The sequence below is a fragment of the Streptomyces sp. NPDC005803 genome, assembly GCF_040630435.1.
Classification (GTDB): domain Bacteria; phylum Actinomycetota; class Actinomycetes; order Streptomycetales; family Streptomycetaceae; genus Streptomyces.
Genome location: NZ_JBEXXO010000020.1, coordinates 137,930 through 155,967, shown reverse-complemented (window position 1 = coordinate 155,967; position 18,038 = coordinate 137,930). Strand labels below are relative to the sequence as shown.

At 70.0% G+C, this 18,038-nt stretch carries 16 protein-coding genes; 14 read left to right on the top strand and 2 right to left on the bottom strand.

What is annotated here, in order from left to right; all coding sequences use genetic code 11:
- Positions 1–123: 123 nt before the first annotated feature.
- Both ABZ454_RS26795 and ABZ454_RS26790 read right to left on the bottom strand, forming a co-directional pair.
- Positions 124–2,451 carry a serine/threonine-protein kinase gene (locus tag ABZ454_RS26795; RefSeq protein ID WP_359541579.1) on the bottom strand — a complete coding sequence of 776 codons (2,328 nt, stop codon included), beginning with the start codon at positions 2,449–2,451 and terminating at the stop codon, positions 124–126.
- 234 nt (positions 2,452–2,685) lie between these two features.
- Positions 2,686–4,416 (bottom strand): glycoside hydrolase family 18 protein, encoded by a 1,731-nt coding sequence (locus ABZ454_RS26790; RefSeq protein WP_359541577.1) that lies wholly within the window; start codon positions 4,414–4,416, stop codon positions 2,686–2,688.
- A 745-nt stretch (positions 4,417–5,161) separates the two neighbouring features.
- Between ABZ454_RS26790 and ABZ454_RS26785 the strand changes: the two genes are divergently transcribed.
- From ABZ454_RS26785 to ABZ454_RS26720, 14 genes are all read left to right on the top strand, one after another.
- A complete protein-coding gene (locus ABZ454_RS26785) occupies positions 5,162–6,022 on the top strand; it encodes a hypothetical protein (RefSeq protein ID WP_356324893.1) in 861 nt (286 codons plus the stop codon).
- A 171-nt stretch (positions 6,023–6,193) separates the two neighbouring features.
- On the top strand, positions 6,194–6,904 hold the full coding sequence (cpaB, locus tag ABZ454_RS26780; RefSeq protein ID WP_356324892.1) for a Flp pilus assembly protein CpaB: 711 nt from the start codon (positions 6,194–6,196) through the stop codon (positions 6,902–6,904).
- A gap of 7 nt (positions 6,905–6,911) precedes the next feature.
- On the top strand, positions 6,912–8,183 hold the full coding sequence (locus tag ABZ454_RS26775; RefSeq protein WP_359541573.1) for an AAA family ATPase: 1,272 nt from the start codon (positions 6,912–6,914) through the stop codon (positions 8,181–8,183).
- Positions 8,184–8,199: 16 nt separating this feature from the next.
- A complete protein-coding gene (locus tag ABZ454_RS26770) occupies positions 8,200–8,610 on the top strand; it encodes a TadE/TadG family type IV pilus assembly protein (protein ID WP_359541571.1) in 411 nt (136 codons plus the stop codon).
- A gap of 3 nt (positions 8,611–8,613) precedes the next feature.
- Entirely contained in the window at positions 8,614–8,994 is a 381-nt protein-coding gene (locus ABZ454_RS26765; RefSeq protein WP_359541569.1) for a hypothetical protein, read from the top strand.
- A 57-nt stretch (positions 8,995–9,051) separates the two neighbouring features.
- Complete coding sequence (locus ABZ454_RS26760; protein ID WP_356324885.1) at positions 9,052–10,389, top strand: CpaF family protein; 1,338 nt, start codon at positions 9,052–9,054, stop codon at positions 10,387–10,389.
- A 10-nt stretch (positions 10,390–10,399) separates the two neighbouring features.
- On the top strand, positions 10,400–11,338 hold the full coding sequence (locus ABZ454_RS26755) for a type II secretion system F family protein (protein WP_359541566.1): 939 nt from the start codon (positions 10,400–10,402) through the stop codon (positions 11,336–11,338).
- Between the two features lie 16 nt (positions 11,339–11,354).
- Positions 11,355–12,239 carry a DUF5936 domain-containing protein gene (locus ABZ454_RS26750; protein WP_359541563.1) on the top strand — a complete coding sequence of 295 codons (885 nt, stop codon included), beginning with the start codon at positions 11,355–11,357 and terminating at the stop codon, positions 12,237–12,239.
- A gap of 51 nt (positions 12,240–12,290) precedes the next feature.
- A complete protein-coding gene (locus ABZ454_RS26745; RefSeq protein WP_359541561.1) occupies positions 12,291–13,607 on the top strand; it encodes a histidine kinase in 1,317 nt (438 codons plus the stop codon).
- 54 nt (positions 13,608–13,661) lie between these two features.
- The gene (locus ABZ454_RS26740; RefSeq protein WP_359541558.1) at positions 13,662–14,759 is read left to right on the top strand and encodes a response regulator transcription factor; all 1,098 of its coding nucleotides are present in this window, start codon (positions 13,662–13,664) and stop codon (positions 14,757–14,759) included.
- Positions 14,760–15,011: 252 nt separating this feature from the next.
- Positions 15,012–15,242 carry a hypothetical protein gene (locus ABZ454_RS26735; protein ID WP_359541557.1) on the top strand — a complete coding sequence of 77 codons (231 nt, stop codon included), beginning with the start codon at positions 15,012–15,014 and terminating at the stop codon, positions 15,240–15,242.
- Positions 15,242–15,925 (top strand): pilus assembly protein TadG-related protein, encoded by a 684-nt coding sequence (locus ABZ454_RS26730; RefSeq protein ID WP_359541556.1) that lies wholly within the window; start codon positions 15,242–15,244, stop codon positions 15,923–15,925. The genes ABZ454_RS26735 and ABZ454_RS26730 overlap by 1 nt, the downstream gene beginning before the upstream one ends.
- Positions 15,926–15,956: 31 nt before the next feature.
- The gene (locus tag ABZ454_RS26725) at positions 15,957–16,559 is read left to right on the top strand and encodes a hypothetical protein (protein WP_359541555.1); all 603 of its coding nucleotides are present in this window, start codon (positions 15,957–15,959) and stop codon (positions 16,557–16,559) included.
- Between the two features lie 17 nt (positions 16,560–16,576).
- Complete coding sequence (locus ABZ454_RS26720; protein ID WP_359541610.1) at positions 16,577–17,218, top strand: OmpA family protein; 642 nt, start codon at positions 16,577–16,579, stop codon at positions 17,216–17,218.
- The last annotated feature ends 820 nt before the right edge of the window (positions 17,219–18,038 follow it).

Sequence of the window (18,038 nt, the reverse complement as noted above, 5' to 3'; positions counted from 1 at the left end):
GCCGGTGCGGCGAGAGTGCGTGCAGGGCGTCGCGACGGGGCGAACCTCGGCTGCCGCGGCACTAGCGCCCGCGCCCGGTCCGCCCGGCCCGGCGCCCCCATGGGCGCGCCGGGCCGGGCGGACTCAGGCCGCCGACGCGCAGATGATGCTCCGGCCCTGGTTCACCGGCCAGTACCAGAACCGCTCGCCGCTCCCGGCCGGACAGGTCCAGTTCTGACCCGCCGTGGGGGCCTTGTAGAACCCGGTGATCCGAAGGATCGACTGCCCGGCCTCGGGCACGGTCGACGCGTGACAGTCCCACACCACCGTCAGATCGGCGCTGGTGGCCCCCTGGACCTGGGCCGGGAAGCACTGGCCCACCCGGTACACCCGGTCGAGGCAGAGCGTCCTGTCGACACCGTCGTCCCCGGACCGGCTCCACCAGGTGAAACCGGCCCCGGAGTCGCAGGCGCTGGAGGCTCCGGAGCGGGTGCTGACCCGGTTGACGTGCATGTACGCGTTCGAGGCGCCGCAGCTCACCCGGATCGGGCGGTCGGCGCTCATGTTGTCGTGACCGTCGTTGTACACGTTCAGACAGTCACCGGCGCGCACCGCGGCGAACGCCCGGTCGGTGGCGTCCGGGGTGGGGGTCGGGGTCGGCGTGGGGGTGGGGGTCGGCGTGGACTCCTCCTCCGTGCCGGCCGAGTCGTCCGTCGTACTGCCGGAGTCGCCGGTGCCGCCGTCGGTGCCGGACCCCGTGTCCGTGTCCGTGCCGGTGCCGTCCGTGTGGGTGTCCAGGTCGCTGCCGGAGGTGACGGCCCCGGACGTGCTGCTCCCGGACGAACTCCCGCCGCCGCTCCCCTCGTTCCCCGCCGTCTCCCAGGGCTGCCACACCAGCAGGGCGATGACGGCGGCCACGGCGACGAGCCACCCCAGGGCGGAGGAGCCGCCCGAGGAGGCGGGACGCGGGGGCGCCCCGCCCGGGCCGGGCGGGGCGGTGCTGGGTGAGGTCGCCCGCGCCCGCGCCGCCCGCCGGGCCGCCTCCCGCTCGGCCCGCCTCCTCGCCTCCCCGTCGGCGCGGGCCCGCGCCGCCCGGTCCCGTTCGGCCTGTTCCCGCGCCACGCGCTCGCGCTCCGCCCGCTCCCGCGCGACGCGCTCCCGCTCGGCCTGCTCGCGCTCCGCCCGCCGTTGCGCCCGCTCGCGCTCGGCTCGCTCGTGCTCCTGCGCCGCGCGCTCCCGTTCGCGCCGGGCGCGCTCGGCCTCCGCACGCTGGGCGGCCAGCCGCTCGGCCTCCAGACGGGCCGCCTCGACGCGCTCCCGCTCGGCGCGCTCCTGCTCCGCCTGCTCCGCCCGCTGCCGCTGCGCCAGTTCCGCGAGGGCCGCCACCTCCTGCCGCGCCCACTCGCGGCGGGCCCGGTCACGCGCCGCGCGGGCCGCGCGCTCCGGCGGGTAGACCAGCGTCGGGGGCGGGGGCGGCACCACACTCGTGCGCTGGACGACGGTCGGGGCCACCGGAGGCGGCGGGGGCGGGTCCGCCCGGTGCGTACGGCGGTCGTTCGCCAGTTCCAGGCCCTGGGCCGCGTACGCGCCGATCAGCGCGGTCCACCGCGGCGGCAGCCACCGGGTGCCGCTGTGGGACGCCGGCAGACCGGCCTGGGCCTCCCGGAAGCGCGCGAGGAGGTCGGCCGGTTCGGGGCGCCGGTCCGGATCGACGTCCAGACACGGCCGGATCGTCGCGACGAGCTCCTTCGGCAGCCCGTCCAGGTCGAGTTCACCGCGCTGGACCCGGGCCAGCAGCCGCAGGGTGTCGCCGTCCGCGCGGTAGGGCGGCCGGCCGGTGGCGAGCAGGAAGAGGGTCGCGCCCAGCGAGTAGACGTCGGACGCGGCGGTCGACTCCTCGCCGCGCGCCTGCTCGGGCGAGGTGAAGGCGATCGTGCCGAGCGTGAGCCCGGTCAGCGTGAGGTCACTGGCGTGCGAGATGCCGAAGTCGATGACCCGGGGGCCGTCCAGCGGCAGCAGCACGTTCTGCGGCTTCACATCGCGGTGGACGATGCCCACGCCGTGGAGCGTGACCAGGGCCTCCGCGGTCCCGGCCGCGATCCACCGCACGGCCGAAGCGGGTAACACCCCGCTGCTGCGGACGAGTTCGGAGAGCGGGGGAGCGGCGATGTAGTCGATGGCCATCCACGGCCGCTCCGCGTCCGGGTCGGCGTCCCGCACGCGCGCCGTGTACGCGCTGGCCACCCGTTGAGCGACCGACACCTCACGGGCGAAGCGCCGGCGGTCGACGTCGCTGACGTTCCCCTCCGCCAGCAGCGTCTTCACGGCGACGAGACCCCGCCCGCCGCGCTCGCCGCTGCGGGCCAGATAGATCCGCCCCATGCCCCCGGACGCGAGCCGCCCGATCAGCCGGTACGGTCCGAGTGTCGCCGGATCGTCCCCGCTCAGCGCCTGAACCCGCGCCCCGGCCATGTCACTCCCCCTGTCGCACCACCACGCGCCCCACAACGGTGCCACGAGGCTGCCCGAACAGCCATGGGATGCGGCAAGTCCCGGACACACTGTTGCGGGTCCGGTACAGGCCGGGGACGTCCGCCGGACCCCGGACACGCGGCAGCGCCGCCGGGGGAGCGGCGGCGCTGCGGGCCGGTGAGGGCGGGTGGCGGTGCGGACGGCCGCGGGGGACCGCCGCACCGCTGAAGGGAGTTACGGCAGGGCGTGGACGTGCGGGCCGACCGCGTTCGACCAGGCGTTGCCCGACTTGGCGTCCCAGTTGGTGGACCAGGTCATCGCGCCGCGCAGGCCCGGGTAGGTCCTCGACGGCTTGAAGGAGCCGCAGCCGGTGCCCTTGGCGAGGCAGTCCAGGGCCGCGTTCACGACCGAGGGGGCCACGTAGCCGCTGCCCGCGCCACTGGTGGAGGCGGGGACGCCGAGGCCGACCTGCGACGGGTCGAGACCGCCCTCCAGCTGGATGCACGCGAGGGCGGTGAGGAAGTCCACCGACCCCTGCGAGTAGACCTTGCCGTCGCAGCCGAGCATCGAACCACTGTTGTAGTACTGCATGTTGACGACCGTGAGGATGTCCTTGATGCCGAGTGCCGTCTTGAAGTACTCGCCCGCGGTGGATTGCATGTCGATGGTCTGCGGAGCCATCGTGATGACGAGGCCGGAGCCCGCCTTCTGCGACAGCGAGCGCAACGCCTTCGTCATGTACGTGGAGTTGAGGCCGTTCTCCAGGTCGATGTCGACGCCGTTGAAGCCGTACTCCTGGATGAGGGAGTAGAGCGAGTTGGCGAAGTTGGTGGCGGAGGCGTCGCTGTTGACCGAGACGGACCCCTTCTCACCGCCGACCGAGATGATCACGTTCTTGCCGGCCGCCTGCTTCGCCTTGATGTCGGCCTTGAACTGGTCGACGGTGTAGCCGTTCAGGCCCGCCGAGTCCAGGTTGAAGGTGACGGCGCCGGGCGTGCTGGTGGCGTCGGCGAAGGAGACCGCGATGATGTCGTAGTTCGCCGGCACGTCGCTGAGCTTCTGCACGGTCGCGCCGTTGTTGAAGTTCTGCCAGTAGCCGGTGACCGCGTGCTTGGGCACGGAGGTGCCGGGGTTCGGGTTGCCGGTGCCGGAGGTGGCCGTGCGGCCGCTCACGGTGGCGGACTTGACGGACTCACCGGCCGCGTTGGTGGCGGTCACCGCGAACTGGTAGGCGGTGTCGGCCGCCAGCCCCGTGATCGTCGCCGAGGTCCCGGTGGAGGTGGTGGTCTTCGCGCCGTCCTTGTAGACGGTGTAGCCGGTCGCGCCGGACACCGCGTTCCAGGACAGGGCGAGGGAGGAGGACGTGGCCGTGCCGACGGTGAGACCGGCGGGGGCCGCCGGGACCGTCGGGGCGGGGTCGGTGCCACCGCCGCCGTCCGGCCCGGTGACCGAGACGTCGTCGACGAGGTAGGCGGGCTGCCCGTACCAGCCGTGCGTGTACACGGTGACGGAGGTGGTGCTGGGCCCGGTGGTGAAGCTGGTCGAGAGCTGGGACCAGCCGCTGGAGCCGGGGGTCCAGGTCGACACGTCGGTGGTCCCGGTGCCGCTGGCGCCCAGGTAGACGTACGAGCCCTGGACCCAGGAGCTGAGGGAGTACGTCGAGTTGGGCTTCACGGCGACGGTCTGCGTGCACTGAGCGTTGTCCAGCCCGGCCGGGGTCGCCTTGAGGGCCGCGGTGCCGCCGTGCACGGGGGAGGAGACGGTGGCGCCGGAGCCGCCGGAGCACGTCCAGTTGGCGAGGCCGGACTCGAAGCCGGCGTTCTTGGCGACGTTGACGTCAGCGGCCTCGGCGCTGCCGACCAGGCCGGTGAAGGTCAGCGCGCCGGCGGCGAGGACGGCCATGGCGGAGCCGAGGAGCGGGCGGCCGTGACGTCTTCCGCGGCCGGTTTCGGGGGAACGTTCCACTTGCTGCCTCCGTGGGGGAGTCGGGGATGGCGGGGGGAGCGGCACGGGGATGCCTGGAGCACGGCACGGGGGTGCCGGGGTGTGGAATCGAGGAACGGTGGCCACCGCTTGGGCGCTAAAACTGGTCCAGACCAATCAAGTTGTCAAGACCTCTGGCGTCGGTCCGTGACAACGCCGCACCTGGCGAGGGGTGGTGAGCGCAGGGCGGCCCGGCCGGGGGTGGTCGGCCGACGGGCCGGGGGCGGGTCGCGAGCAGGCCGTTCGCGGCCGTGGTGCCCGGCCCGCTCACTCCCGATGGCGGGCGAGGCGCCCGGGGCGGCATGCGCACCGGGCGCCACCGTCGCGATCGCCTCGGACCTCTGGGTCCGGGGGCCCCAATCCGGGCCCAGATTTCCCGCAGGGCCCACCGGTAACGCTCCGGGCAGTCCGTGAAAGCGCTCCCACGCCTCTGACGTGCACAACAGCGGAAAAGGATCTTGCATTGACTCGGTGAGCGCCGCTAAACGCCGGCATGGTACGGAATTTAACAACCAGTCACTTGGGCCGATTTGTCATGCGAACGCCCTGCGAGGAGTCGGTGAGCACTGCCTCACTGGGCCCCGAAAGGTGTTCTCTGCCTCGCAGTACGTGGATAAAGTGCTGAGGCAGGAGCGCCCGGGCAAGGAGCACCTGGCAGGAGCGATTGCGGCCGGCGGTACGCGGCGGCCGGAGCCGAACGGGGAACAGCGTGCCAACAGCAATTGCAGTGACCAGTGCTGACCTCGTCCTGCCTCCGACCGATCAGCAGACGCCCACGGCGGTGGTCCTGCGGGCGCCCGACGAGCAGCCGCTGGACCAGGCGCTGAGCGACATGCACCTTCTCCTGGAGCAGCACGGATACGTCATCGCGGTCTACCCCGCGGGCATCCCGGCCGCCCATGAGCGGCGGCTCCACATGATGCGCTCGGTGCTGGAGAGTGACCGCATCGCGCTGATCAAGGCGGATCTGCCCCCCTTGGGGGTGGCGGTGCTGGTGCGCCAGTTGCGGCAGTTGTCCATCTGCGACTTCAGTGCCGGGGTCGTCGCCTCAGCGGCGCGGCTGCTCTCCCACTACATCCACGCCGGAGCGCTCCTGAACTCGGTCGCCAAGCTGGACCGGGTGCCCGTCAGCCTGAAGGCGCACGCGAAGTCCTGGGTCCCCGGCTCGCAGTTCGGCGTGCTGGCCAACCCGAACCCCCAACTGATCAAAATCGGCTCGGGGGACCTCACCGGCCCCGAATTCGCCACCCATCTGCTGGTCGCCAAAGGGCAGGTGCAATCGGACTGGGTGACGTCCACGATCGCCCCGGCCTGGCAGGTGCAGGCCGTGCACGAAGTCGCGTTGCCCGCTGATTCGCCCACGTGGTGGGGCACTTCGAAGATGATCGAATTCGCCGCCTTTCTGCCCGATATCTCACTCATTTATCAGCTGGTCTCTTCGGTTCGCAGGGAGGTCTGCACCTGGTGCGGAAATGAACTCATCGGCGACCGCTGCGGACTCTGCACCGCCCCGCTGAAACCGCCGGAGAACCAAACGAACGGTTCCGGTGTCCTGAATCAAGGAACGCCCATGCGTCACGGGTCGTGAGCCACCGCGATTCGGCGGTGCGCCGCCGCTGCACCCACAGCCGGCGACCAGCGCACGGCGCCGGCCCGTCCCGTACGGGCGGACGCCACAGCGCGACCCGCGACGGACCGACCCCGCACCGCTCCTCTGTCCGCTCATCGGCCCACATCTCCCAACGAGGTTGCTCCGCTCATGAACTCACGGCAACGCCGCGGCGTCATCCTTCTCCTTCTCTCGATCCTCTGTGCCTTCGGCGCGTTCGCCGGTGTGCTCTCGGTGATCAGTGATGTGAACTCGAAGGTAGGACCGGAGGTGACTGCCTACCAGGTCAAAAAGGAGATAGCCCCCTATCGGCCGCTGGACCCGGGGCAGTTCGAGAAGGTCTCGATGCCGAAGCGCTGGCTGTCCAAGAACGCCGTCACCGACCTGTCGGTGCTGGACGGCAAGATCGCCGTCACCACCCTCCGCCCGGGTTCCCTGCTCCAGGAGGACATGCTCGTCAAGCGCCCGGCGCTGGAGAGCGGGCAGCAGGAGATCGCCATCATGATCGACGCCGCGACCGGGGTCGCCGGCAAGATCCGGCCGGGCAACCTCGTCAACATCTACGCGACCTTCGGTGGCCAGAACGACAAGGAGAAGCCCACCTCACGCGTCATCGTGCCCAACGCCAAGGTCATCGACGTCGGTCAGCTGACCTCCCTCGAGCCGAACCACGACGACCGCAGCGGCCCCACCGAGGCCGTGCCGATCACCTTCGCCCTGGACACCACCGACGCGCAGCGCGTCGCCTACGCCGAGTCCTTCGCGGAGCACGTCCGGCTGGCCCTCCTGCCGAACGACAGCCCCACCACGCTCCGTCCGGGCGAGGGCAGCTACAACCTCGACGAAGACAAGAACAAGTGAGGACCGGATGAGCACACGAATCCTCCCGGCTGTCGGCGATGCCGACGCCGCCCGATCCATCACCACGCTGCTCAGCCAGCTCCCCGACGCGGAGCCGGCCGGGCCCCTGGGTGACTCGACCGCACTGCTCGACACCCTGGCCCGGCTCGCCGCCGAGTCGCTGGACGAGCTGCCCGAGGTCGTGCTGGTGCACGAGCGGATCGGTCCGGTACCAGCCCTTGAGCTGATCCGGGAGGTGGCCCTGCGCTTTCCGGCGGTCGGGGTCGTGCTCGTCACCGCCGACGCGAGCCCCGGGCTCTACTCGGCAGCCATGGACTCCGGCGCCCGCGGCCTGGTCGGTCTGCCCCTCTCGTACGAGGAGCTGGCCCAGCGCGTCCAGGCCGCCGCCGGCTGGTCCGTCGGAGTCCGCCGCCACCTCGGGGCGGGCGCCGAGGTCTTCACCGGCCCCGGCGGCACGGTCGTCACCGTCAGCGGTGCGAAGGGCGGCGTCGGCGCGACGGTCACCGCCGTGCAACTGGCCCTGGCGGCCCAGGCCTCCGGCCACACCGTCGCCCTGGTCGACATGGACCTCCAGGCCGGGGACATCGCCTCGTACCTGGACGTGCAGTTCCGCCGTTCCATCGTCGACCTGGCCGCCATCAGCGACATCTCGCCCCGTGTCCTCGCCGACGCCGTGTTCAGCCACACCAGCGGGCTCGCCCTGCTCCTGGCACCCGGCGAGGGCGAACGGGGCGAGGAGGTCAGCGACCGGTCCGCCCGGCAGATCGTCAGCGCACTGCGCTCGCGCTACGAGGTCGTGGTCATCGACGGCGGGAGCCAGATGAACGGCGCCAACGCCGCGGCCATCGAGATGGCGGACATCGCCCTGTTGGTGACGACGCCGGACGTGGTCGCGGTACGCGGCGCGAAGCGCATCGTACGGATGTGGGACCGCCTCCAGATCCGCAAGGCGGAGGAGACGACGACCCTCGTCAACCGCTACGCACGCAACACCGAGATCCAGCCGCCGCTGATCCAGAAGATCACCGGGACACGGATGGCGGGCATCGCGATTCCCGCCAACTTCAAGGAACTGCAGGGCGCCGTCGACTCGGGCCGCATGCACGAACTCGACGCGAAGAGCGTGGTCAAGCAGGCGCTCTGGGCCCTGGCGGGCGAGCTGGGACTCGTGAAGGTGCCCGTCGGCGCGGAAGGCGGCGGTAAATACAGGAACGACCGGGGTTCGATCGGGCGCTCGCGCAGACGCGGCGACTCGGCGGGCCGTGGCACATCCGACTGAGGAGGCAGGTTGATCCATGGCGACCACCGAGAGGGCGGAAACCACCATAGGCGGGAGGCGTGACCGCGACCGCGGACAGACCGCGATCGAGTTCGTCGGGGTCACGCCACTGATCATCCTGCTGCTCATCGCACTCTGGCAGTGCGCACTGATCGGCTACACGTTCATCCTGGCCGGCAACGCTGCGGATGTGGCGGCGCGGGCGGGGAACGGGGCGCGGTCGGGCCAGGACGCCGCCTGTGAGAACGGCGGGCGCGAGGACCTGCCGAGCGCCTGGCAGGGCAGAGCATTCTTCCACTGCGACGTCGCTCCGGAGCCCGGCCTGTACAAGGTCGAGGTCGACCTCGACGTGCCCGTTCTGGTACCCGGGGTCCTCGACTGGGGTCCGAAGGTCACCGGCAAGGCAGCGTCGGCGAGGGAGGGCTGATCCATGACCGGGAGAGTCAAGCGTAGTTCCGTCCGCGACCGCGGCCAGGTCGCTTTCGAGTACATGGGGTTCATCCCGCTGCTGCTGCTGGTCGGCCTCTGCGCCATTCAGCTGGGCATCGCGGCGTACGCGGTCAACCAGGCAGGCACCGGCGCTCGGGCGGCGGCGCGCACCGCCAGTCACGACGTGCCGCCGATATCGCCGGAACTGGCGGGCAAGCGGGCCATGAGCGACTGGATCTCCAAGAACGGCAACGCCGATATCAGTGGGGTGTACGGGTCCGAGACCGTGACGTACACCGTCGAGGTCAAGATCCCTTCGATCATCCCGTGGGTCGACGACTTCGGGCCAGCCACCCGCACCTCCACCATGCCCCGCGACTGATCGGGCCCATCGCCCCCACAACGCACCACCGACAAGCCGGACCGAGGAGTCAGCACCATGAGCCTGCGGGCACGCATCACCGCCCCCGAGGAGCACGGCGGGGGGCGGGAGGACGGCCACATGGTCGCCTCCTACCGGGCCAAGCTGCTTGAGGAGATCGACCTCGCGGAGATGTCCTCGCTGGCCGCCGCCGACCGGCGGGCCCGCCTGGAGCGCGTACTCGGGCACATCATCAGCCGCGAAGGGCCGGTCCTCTCGACCGTCGAACGCTCGCAGCTGATCCGCCGGGTCGTCGACGAGGCCCTCGGCCTCGGCATCCTGGAACCGCTCCTCGAGGACGCGTCCATCACCGAAATCATGGTGAACGGGCCGGACCAGATCTTCGTCGAGCGCAGCGGCAAGGTCGAACAGCTCCCCATGCGCTTCGGCTCGCACGAACAGCTGATGCAGACCATCGAGCGCATCGTGTCCACCGTCAACCGGCGCGTGGACGAGGCGAACCCGATGGTGGACGCCCGCCTCCCCAGCGGTGAGCGCGTCAACGTGATCATTCCGCCGCTCGCGCTGACCGGCGCCACGCTCACCATCCGACGGTTCCCGAGGGCTTTCACCCTCCAGGAGATGATCAACTTCGGTTCGCTCGACGAACAGATGCTGATCCTGCTCTCCGGGCTCGTCCAGGCCAAGCTCAACATCATCGTCTCCGGCGCCACCGGCACCGGCAAGACGACCCTGCTCAACGCGCTCTCCGGGCTGATCCCCAACAACGAGCGCATCATCACCATCGAGGACTCGGCCGAGCTCCAGCTCCAGCAGAACCACGTCATCCGGCTGGAGTCGCGCCCGGCGAACGTCGAGGGCAAGGGCCAGATCAGCATCCGCGACCTGGTCCGCAACTCCCTGCGTATGCGCCCCGACCGCATTGTCGTCGGTGAGGTCCGTGGCGGCGAGTCGCTCGACATGCTCCAGGCGATGTCGACCGGTCACGACGGCTCCCTCGCGACCGTCCACGCCAACAGCGCCGAGGACGCGCTGATGCGTCTGCAGACGCTGGCCTCGATGTCGGAGATCAAGATTCCCTTCGAGGCGCTGCACGACCAGATCAACAGCGCCGTCGACGTGATCGTCCAGCTCACCCGGCACGCGGACGGCGGCAGGAAGATCACCGAGATCGCGATCCTCGACTCGCACGGCCGCGACAACTACCGCATCGTCAGCGTCGCCCGCTTCATCCCCCAGCCGATCGCCGCCGACGGGCGGGTCTACGGCCAGTTCCAGTACCTCCCGCTCCCGCGCAAGGTCGCCGAACGCCTCTACATGGCCAGCCAGCCGATTCCCCAGGCGTTCGGCGTCGCCTCGTCCGACGAACAGCTCGCCACCCGAGAGGCCAAGTGAGTACCGCGCCATGACCAATCTCCCCCTCCTCACGATCGGCGTCACGCTCGTCTGCGGCGTACTCGGCGTCATGGGTCTGCACGCGTACGCCGGCGGCAAGGCCGACCGCGACGCCCTCGTCGAGCGCCTCTCGCACACCGGCCAGATACAGCCCACCGGACGGCACCGCCGCTTCCAAGGCGTCGACCGCAGGCTGCGCAGGACCAAGCTGGGCCGCCGGATCGAGCTGAAGCTCGCCGCCACCGGCCTGGAGATCACCCCGGGCGAGTTCTTCGTCTACGCACTGGTCGCCATGGCCGGGCTGTGGATGGCCGCCTCCTCGATCCTCGCCGCCTTCTTCGGCCCGGTGGCCGCCCTGATCGGCCTCTGGGGCACCAACGCCTTCCTGAACTGGCAGCGGACCAAGCGCACCGACCGCTTCATCAACCAGCTCCCCGAGCTCTCCCGCATCCTCGCCAACGCCACCCAGGCCGGCCTCGCCCTGCGCACCGCGCTCTCCATGGCGGCGGACGAGCTGGAGGACCCGGCCGGCGAGGAACTCGCCCGCGTCGCACGCCGCCTCAGCGTCGGCGAATCGCTCGACGAGGCCCTGAGCGAACTGACCGAGCGGCTCCCGTCGCGCGAACTCGTCGTCCTCGTGACGACCCTCGTCCTGTCGAACCGGGCCGGCGGTACGGTCGTCAGCTCCCTGCGCAACCTGACGGAGACGCTGGAGGAGCGCAAGGAGACCCGGCGTGAGGTCAAGACGCAGCTCTCCCAGGTCACCGTCACGGCCTACGCGGTCCCGGGATTCGGCTTCGGCGCCATGCTGCTGATGAACGCCGTCATGCCGGGCGCACTCGACCGCATGACAGGCGCGCTCATCGGCCAGGTCGCGGTCATCGTCTCGCTCATCCTCTACGCGATCGGATTCATCGTGATCCGCCGCCTGTCCCGCATCGACGTCTGAGGGAAGGGGCGGACACATGGACCTGTTGCTCGCACTCGTCGTAGGTCTCGCCGTGTACGGGGCCATCGCCGGCATCCGGATGTACCGGGCCGACGCCAAGCTCCCCGGCGACCTCGCCATCGCCCTGGAGGTCGGCTCCACGCGCGCCAGTGCGGTCGGCTCCGGCATCGACCGGATGGGCATGCGGTGGGCCCCCTCGGTGCTCAGGATGATGGGCCCGAAGGCCGTCAACAAGAAGCGCCGTCAGATCGACATGGCCGGCAACCCCGGCGGCCTCACCATCGACCGGTACGCCGCCCGACGGGCGGTCTACGGAGCCCTCGGGGCGCTCGGCGCCCTGTCGATGCTCATGCGCGGCCAGATCTTCCTCGCCATCCTGCTCCTCGCCTTCGGCGCCTTCTGGGTCGAGGTCGGCATCTGGTCGGCCGTCCGCATCCGCAAGGAACACATCGAACGCACGCTTCCCGACTTCCTCGACGTCCTCGCGGTCGTCGTCTCGGCGGGCCTCGGCTTCCGCCAGGCGCTGGAGCGCGTCGCCGAGAAGTACGAAGGCCCCTGGGCCGACGAGCTCAGCATCACCCTCCGCCAGATGGACATGGGTGTCAGCAGGCGACAGGCGTTCGAGGAGTTGCGTAAGCGCAACGACTCGGAGCAGGTCGCCATGTTCGTCACCACACTTCAGCAGGGCGAGGAACTGGGTGCGCCCATCGTGGAGACGCTGATCCAGATCGCCAACGACATGCGCCGCACCGACGCGCAGAACGCACGCCGGAAGGCGGCCAAGGCGGTCCCGAAGGCCACCTTCGCGGTCACCTCGTTCCTGCTGCCGGGAACGCTGGTGCTGCTGACGGTCGGGTTCGTGTACGGGGCCAACGTCGATTTCTCGTTCCTCGGCGGATGAACCGAGTGACGGGGATGATGAGTACCACGAGCAGCGGGAGGTGACAGGCGCATGGCATTTCAACTCAGCGACTCGAAACCGGGACTGACGCACGAGCTGCGCCAGGCGATCGCCGATCCGGGCGCCCAGCCGGCCTTCGCCATCCAGCTCAACGCGCTCCAGGCCATGTGCCGTCAGGTCTTCGGGTTCCGGCTGGCGATGACCGCCATGGCGACGCCGTTCGCGATCGACGGCACCGCACCCGGCCTCCCCACCTGGCTGGTCGGCGCGGCCATCCTCGTCACCTTCATGGGCTCCTACGTCCTCTTTCGGGACTGGGAGCGCTTCGGTCCGCTCTTCCTGCGGCACCCCTGGCTGCTCGGGGTCGACGCCGTCTTCGGAGCCCTGCTGCTGATCACGGCCACGCCGGAATCCACGCTGGCCTACGTCACGGTCTGCACGCCGCTGCTCGCCGGCCTCGTCTACGGCTGGCGCGGAGCGGCGGTCTTCGCCGCCCTCCAGGCGTTGATCATCTTCGGGGTGTACGGCACCGACGACCACCTGCAGGCCAGTGAGGCCACCGCACTGCTCCTCCCCGGCTTCTGTGTGATCGCCGGTGCGGTCGGCGTCACCCTGCGCAACCTGCTTCTCCGCTTCGGCACGGCGAGTCAGGCCCTCACCGAGACCCGTGCGCGACTGGCCGTCAACGAGGCGATCGAAGGCGAACGCACCCGCCTCGCCCGGGAGATGCACGACTCCGTCGCCAAGACCCTCCACGGCCTGGCCATGGCCGCCGACGGCCTGGCGAGTTCCTCGGACCGGATGGACCCGCTGACCGTCAAGCACCAGGCCGAGCTCGTCGCCCGGTCCGCCCGCCGGGCGGCAGCGGAATCGCGCGAGCTGCTGTCGGACCTGCGGCGCGAGTCGGGACTCGACGGCGGCATCGACGTGGTGGCGGAACTTCACGCGCGAGCGGACGACTTCACCCGGCGACACGGCCTCACCGCCACGTTCCGCATGCTCAACGAGGCCCCGGTCCCGCCCGTGCCCCAGGTGGTGGCCCGGCAACTGCTCACCATCGCCTCCGAAGCGATGGAGAACGCCAACCGCCACGCCCACCCCACCTACCTCGTCGTCCTGGCCGGTGTGAAGGGCGACGTCCTGCGGATCAGCGTGTACGACGACGGGCGCGGACTGCCCGCCGGCATCACGCTGGACGACCTCAGGCGCGCCGGCCACTTCGGACTCGTCGGCATGGTCGAACGCGCGGCCTCCGTCGGCGCCCGCATCCGGATCGGCAAGGGCAAGGCGGTCGCCGGGACGGAAGTCCGCCTGGAACTCCCGCTGGCCGCCCTGTCCCCGACGCCGCCCTCCTCGCCGCTCGACTGACCCGCCCCCCACCCGTCCCCACCGTCCCCACAGACCATGAGAGGAGGTCGCAGCATGCCGGACGACATCTCGCGTGCCTCGGGCCAGAACTGGGCCGCGCAGCCCCACGCTTCCCAGCACACGTCCTCGCACGCCACACCCGTCACTTCCGAATCCAGCTCCCCGGGGTTTCCCGTTCCTCAGCAGACCGCGGCATCCGGGACCATGCCCGCCTTCCCCCCTGCCCCCGATCTGCCCGCCCCCGGTCCGCTGCGGGTCGTCGTCGCCGACGACAACCCCGTGGTGCGGGCCGGACTGGGCGTCCTGCTGTCCGGCCGCGACGACATCGAAGTCGTCGCCGAGGCCGCGGACGGCCGCCAGGCCTACGACATGGCCGTGCGGCACCGCCCGGACGTCGTACTGCTCGACGTCCGGATGCCGGGCGTGGACGGCATCTCCGCGCTGCCGCACCTGGTCCGGGTCGCGCCGGTGATGATGCTGACCTACAGCCGTGAGAGCGCGATCGTCCACGAGGCGCTGCGGCTGGGCGCGGGCGGCTATCTGGTGCACGGCGAGTTCACCGCGGACCAGCTGGTGCAAGCGGTACGTGACACGCAGAGCGGCCGGGCCCACTTCACGGCCACAGCGGCGAACGCACTCCTGGCCCACATGCGCCAGGGCCCCGGCCCGCAGGGGTCGGCCCTGCCGGACGGCCTGGGTACGGCGCTGACCCCAGGCGCCCCGCATCGGCAGCCCGGGTACGACGGACACGGTCCCGTGTCCCCCCAGCAACACGATGCGTATGCACACACGTCGACGCCCCTCCCGACTCACCAACAAGCCCCGCCTGCGCCGCGACTGGCCGTTCCGCCCCAGGGTCTTTCGCATCTGCAACCAGGTATGGGACAGTCTTCGGTATCCGGGGGGCCGACCGCGCCCCCTGACAGGCAGCGTTACGGGCTGAGTTCACGGGAGGTGGAGGTCATGGAGCTGATCGCGTCCGGCATGAGCAATCAGCAGATCGCCGCCACCTGCTTCATCAGCGAAAAGACGGTCAAGAACCACATCAACCGCATCTTCACCAAGCTGCACAGCGGCAGCCGCAGCGAGGCCATCGCCCGATGGCTCGGCACGGCGCCGACTGCTGGACCTGCGGCACGGGGGGACAGGTAGTCATGGCTGATCGGGGGATCGAGCAAGACGTGGTGAGTCCGGCCCGGGGGGCCCACTCCGGAACGCCGGGGGCCCAACTGGGCGATTGGGCCCGGGAATGGGCCCTGGGACCCTCTGCTGGGCATGGTGCTCCGCCGTATGTTTCTCATGTCGCAAACGGCACCGGCCAGGAGGAAGCCGGTAACGGGAGTGACGGCAGAGGAACGTGCGAGTCGGCCGGCAGTCGGTCGGCCGAACCTGGAGGGGAACACCATGTCGAACATCACCCTGAAGACCGCCGTCCGCGTCAACGGCTGGGCCAACACCGCCGTCTCCAAGATCCAGAAGCGCTACGAGACCGCGGACCGCGGCCAGACGGCCTTCGAGTACCTCGGCATCATCCTGGTGGTCGTCGCGATCATCGGTGGCATGGTGGCCGCGGGCATCGGCGGGGCGATCACGGCCCGCATCACCGGTCTGGTGAGCTCCATCACCGCCGGCTAGTGGGACCGCGCAAACGTCGCGACGCAGGGCAGGCCTTCCCCATCTACATCGTGATGGTGGCGGGCCTGCTCTTCCTCGCGTTCGCGTTCTTTGCTGTCGGTCAGGCCTCCGCCACCCGCAACGGGGCCCAGGGTGCCGCGGATGCTGCCGCGCTCGCCGCCGCCCAGGATGCCCGGGACGATCTGGAAGTGCAGTTCCTCGCCGCTCTGCGGGAGCCCAACGGCCTCAGCGACTTTCTGGAGAACCATCGCTACTTCCAGGCGGGATGCGGAAAGGCTCAGCAGTTGGCATCCGCCAACCGTTCGCACCTCCATAGCGGCGATTCTCTCCGCCTGCCTTGTGACTGGGACGAGGGCTTCCTCCGGGACAGGGTTACGGTCAGCGTCGAAACCGATTACACGGTGGGTTCTTCGGTGATCCCCAGTACGAAGACCACGCACGGCACGGCCACGGCCACCGCCGTCATCGAGTTCCGGTGCTCGCCGAAGCTCAACGATGCGCCGAGTGATGACCCGGGATCGGATGACGAGGGCGATGGAGAGGACAAGGGCGGCCGGCCGGATCTGCCGATACTCACTCTCGACTGCTACGGCCAGGGCCCTCTGAAGGTCGATCCTGCCCATCCGGAGCTGTGGACGAAACTGGCAAAGACCCTCTTCGCCGTGCACTTGATCGACGACTGACAGCGAACGACGAGTAAAGGAACCTGAACCCATGAGCATTCGGCGCACCACGAAGTCCCGAAGGGCGGTGGCGGCTGCCTCGATGGCGGTTGCGCTGGCCCTTGTTGTCACCGGCTGCGGTGGTGATGACGGTGGAAAGACGGAGGGCGCCGGCTCCTCGTCATCCGCCAAGCCATCCGGGGAGGACAAGGGCGCGGGTGACGACACCGCCGCTGGGGACAAGGTGGACCCGAATGCGAAGCTCGCGGAGGCCAAGGGGCAGGGCGGCCTGACCCTCGTCATCAATCAGGTCAAGCGTGACACCGGTGGTTTCATCACCGTGCAGGGCGAGATCAAGAACGACGGCGACCAGTCCAAGAACACGGCCGGCTGGGCAGGAGCAGAGAGCGCGGTCGTGGCGAAGAACCCGAATTCTGTCGCTGGGGCGACACTCGTGGACAAGGTGGGCAAAAAGCGCTACTACATCCTCCGTGACACCGACTCGAACTGCCTGTGCACGACCGGCATTGTTCCGCTGCAGCCGGGCAAGTCGACGCCCGTCTTCATGCAGTTCCCGGCACCCCCGGAAACCAGCACCGAAGTCGACTTCACGCTGCCCACCTTCGCCACCACGTCGCTGAAGATCTCTGGGTGATGGCCGAAATGAACACGATGCGCACGCGGCGCCGGCCAGGCCATCTCGCAGGGCGGTCTCTCGCCGTAGCAGTGCTGTTGGCCGGTTCCACGGTCTTCGGTGCGACTGCGGCCCTGGCGGACGACGGCCCGAGCGTGCCGCCGGGCACCGAGGCTTCTTCCGAGCCCCCGGTCAAGCTGGACACCAGCGATCCGGACCTCAGGATGCCGGAAGGCGGCACCCTCGCGCCCGGCAAGGTCCTCGACATCATCCAGGTCGTCGAGGACCAGGGTGGTGAGGAGCGCCGTGAGGACACGAACGCGGACATCAAGTTCGCGCTCCAGGCCGAGGTGCTCTTCGGCAAGGACAGCGCCACGCTGAGCGCCGCGGCCACCGGGCGCATCAACGCCATCGCCGCCGAGATCAAGAAGCAGGACGCCAAGAAGATCCGGGTCTTCGGTTTCACCGACAACCTGGGATCTTCCGCCCACGGCGACGTGCTCTCCAAGCAGCGCGCGGAGGCAGTCCACAACGTGCTGGACAAGGCGCTGGTCGGGTCGGGCGTCTCGTACGAGATCCGCGGCTACGGCGAGCAGTACCCGATCGCCGACAACAGCACGGAAGAGGGCCGCAAGAAGAACCGCCGCGTGGAGGTCTCCTTCCCGCGCGGGGAGGGCTGACGGAGCTGAGCAGTGCCTCGGCACTGCTCCAGGGTCCCGGAGCTCGTGGCCGCATCTCGGAGGAGACGGCCAAGCGGTGGCAGATATGCCGGGGTTCCGGGACTGCCAGTTCAGGCGGTTCTTCCCTCGGGTGGCCCGGACTTCGGTCGGGCCACCCGAGCAAGGATGAGCTGGTGCCCCCAGTGCACAGGCCGATGCCTGGGAAGTGGGGTGCGGAACGAGAACCGTTGCTGCGACCATGAGTGTGCGTCGCCAAGACGGCAGGGCGTGGAGGAGCGCGCGTGGGAGACCACGTCCGTTGAGCTCGAAGCTCGTGCCACTCGGCAAGCAGCTCGTCAGGGCCGCTGTCCCGTCTCGCCGAGGGTGGATGAATCTCACCGCACTGGACGGGGGCCATGGAGCCTCGAAGTCGTGACAGCGCCTGGGTGAGCGGACGGAGCACCCCCTGGGACCGTGAGGGCTTGCCACTCGTCCTGAGACGGGTTTCCCGGCCGTTGAGTGAGGCAGTCTGAGAAGCGGTTGGTCGGCACGATGCCCCATGTCGGGGTGTCGGGTGCCAGCTCGCCTCCGAACCGCTGCCGCAGCCGCTCGGGGTACGGTCCGTACCGCCGATCGGTAGCTGCGGCACGACGAACTCCCGCCATACGGCGCGCGGTCGGACTGGTGTCATACGGGATGATCTACCGGTTGATGTCCAGCCGTGAGGGCAATCGGCGTGATCGCAACACTCATGCGCGTTCAGGCCAATGCGTTGAGCGGGGGTGCGTGCGACGCGAGAGGCACGCGCCCTTAGCCTGTGCCTCCACCTACGTCATTGGGG

What these genes read in the sequence shown, in the direction of transcription:
- ABZ454_RS26795 (WP_359541579.1), bottom strand. Translation starts at nt 2,451, where the DNA reads ATGGCCGGGGCGCGGGTTCAGGCGCTGAGCGGGGACGATCCGGCGACA.
- cpaB (WP_356324892.1), top strand. Translation starts at nt 6,194, where the DNA reads ATGAACTCACGGCAACGCCGCGGCGTCATCCTTCTCCTTCTCTCGATC.
- ABZ454_RS26775 (WP_359541573.1), top strand. Translation starts at nt 6,912, where the DNA reads ATGAGCACACGAATCCTCCCGGCTGTCGGCGATGCCGACGCCGCCCGA.
- ABZ454_RS26770 (WP_359541571.1), top strand. Translation starts at nt 8,200, where the DNA reads ATGGCGACCACCGAGAGGGCGGAAACCACCATAGGCGGGAGGCGTGAC.
- ABZ454_RS26765 (WP_359541569.1), top strand. Translation starts at nt 8,614, where the DNA reads ATGACCGGGAGAGTCAAGCGTAGTTCCGTCCGCGACCGCGGCCAGGTC.
- ABZ454_RS26760 (WP_356324885.1), top strand. Translation starts at nt 9,052, where the DNA reads ATGAGCCTGCGGGCACGCATCACCGCCCCCGAGGAGCACGGCGGGGGG.
- ABZ454_RS26755 (WP_359541566.1), top strand. Translation starts at nt 10,400, where the DNA reads ATGACCAATCTCCCCCTCCTCACGATCGGCGTCACGCTCGTCTGCGGC.
- ABZ454_RS26750 (WP_359541563.1), top strand. Translation starts at nt 11,355, where the DNA reads ATGGACCTGTTGCTCGCACTCGTCGTAGGTCTCGCCGTGTACGGGGCC.
- ABZ454_RS26745 (WP_359541561.1), top strand. Translation starts at nt 12,291, where the DNA reads ATGGCATTTCAACTCAGCGACTCGAAACCGGGACTGACGCACGAGCTG.
- ABZ454_RS26740 (WP_359541558.1), top strand. Translation starts at nt 13,662, where the DNA reads ATGCCGGACGACATCTCGCGTGCCTCGGGCCAGAACTGGGCCGCGCAG.
- ABZ454_RS26735 (WP_359541557.1), top strand. Translation starts at nt 15,012, where the DNA reads ATGTCGAACATCACCCTGAAGACCGCCGTCCGCGTCAACGGCTGGGCC.
- ABZ454_RS26725 (WP_359541555.1), top strand. Translation starts at nt 15,957, where the DNA reads ATGAGCATTCGGCGCACCACGAAGTCCCGAAGGGCGGTGGCGGCTGCC.
- ABZ454_RS26720 (WP_359541610.1), top strand. Translation starts at nt 16,577, where the DNA reads ATGCGCACGCGGCGCCGGCCAGGCCATCTCGCAGGGCGGTCTCTCGCC.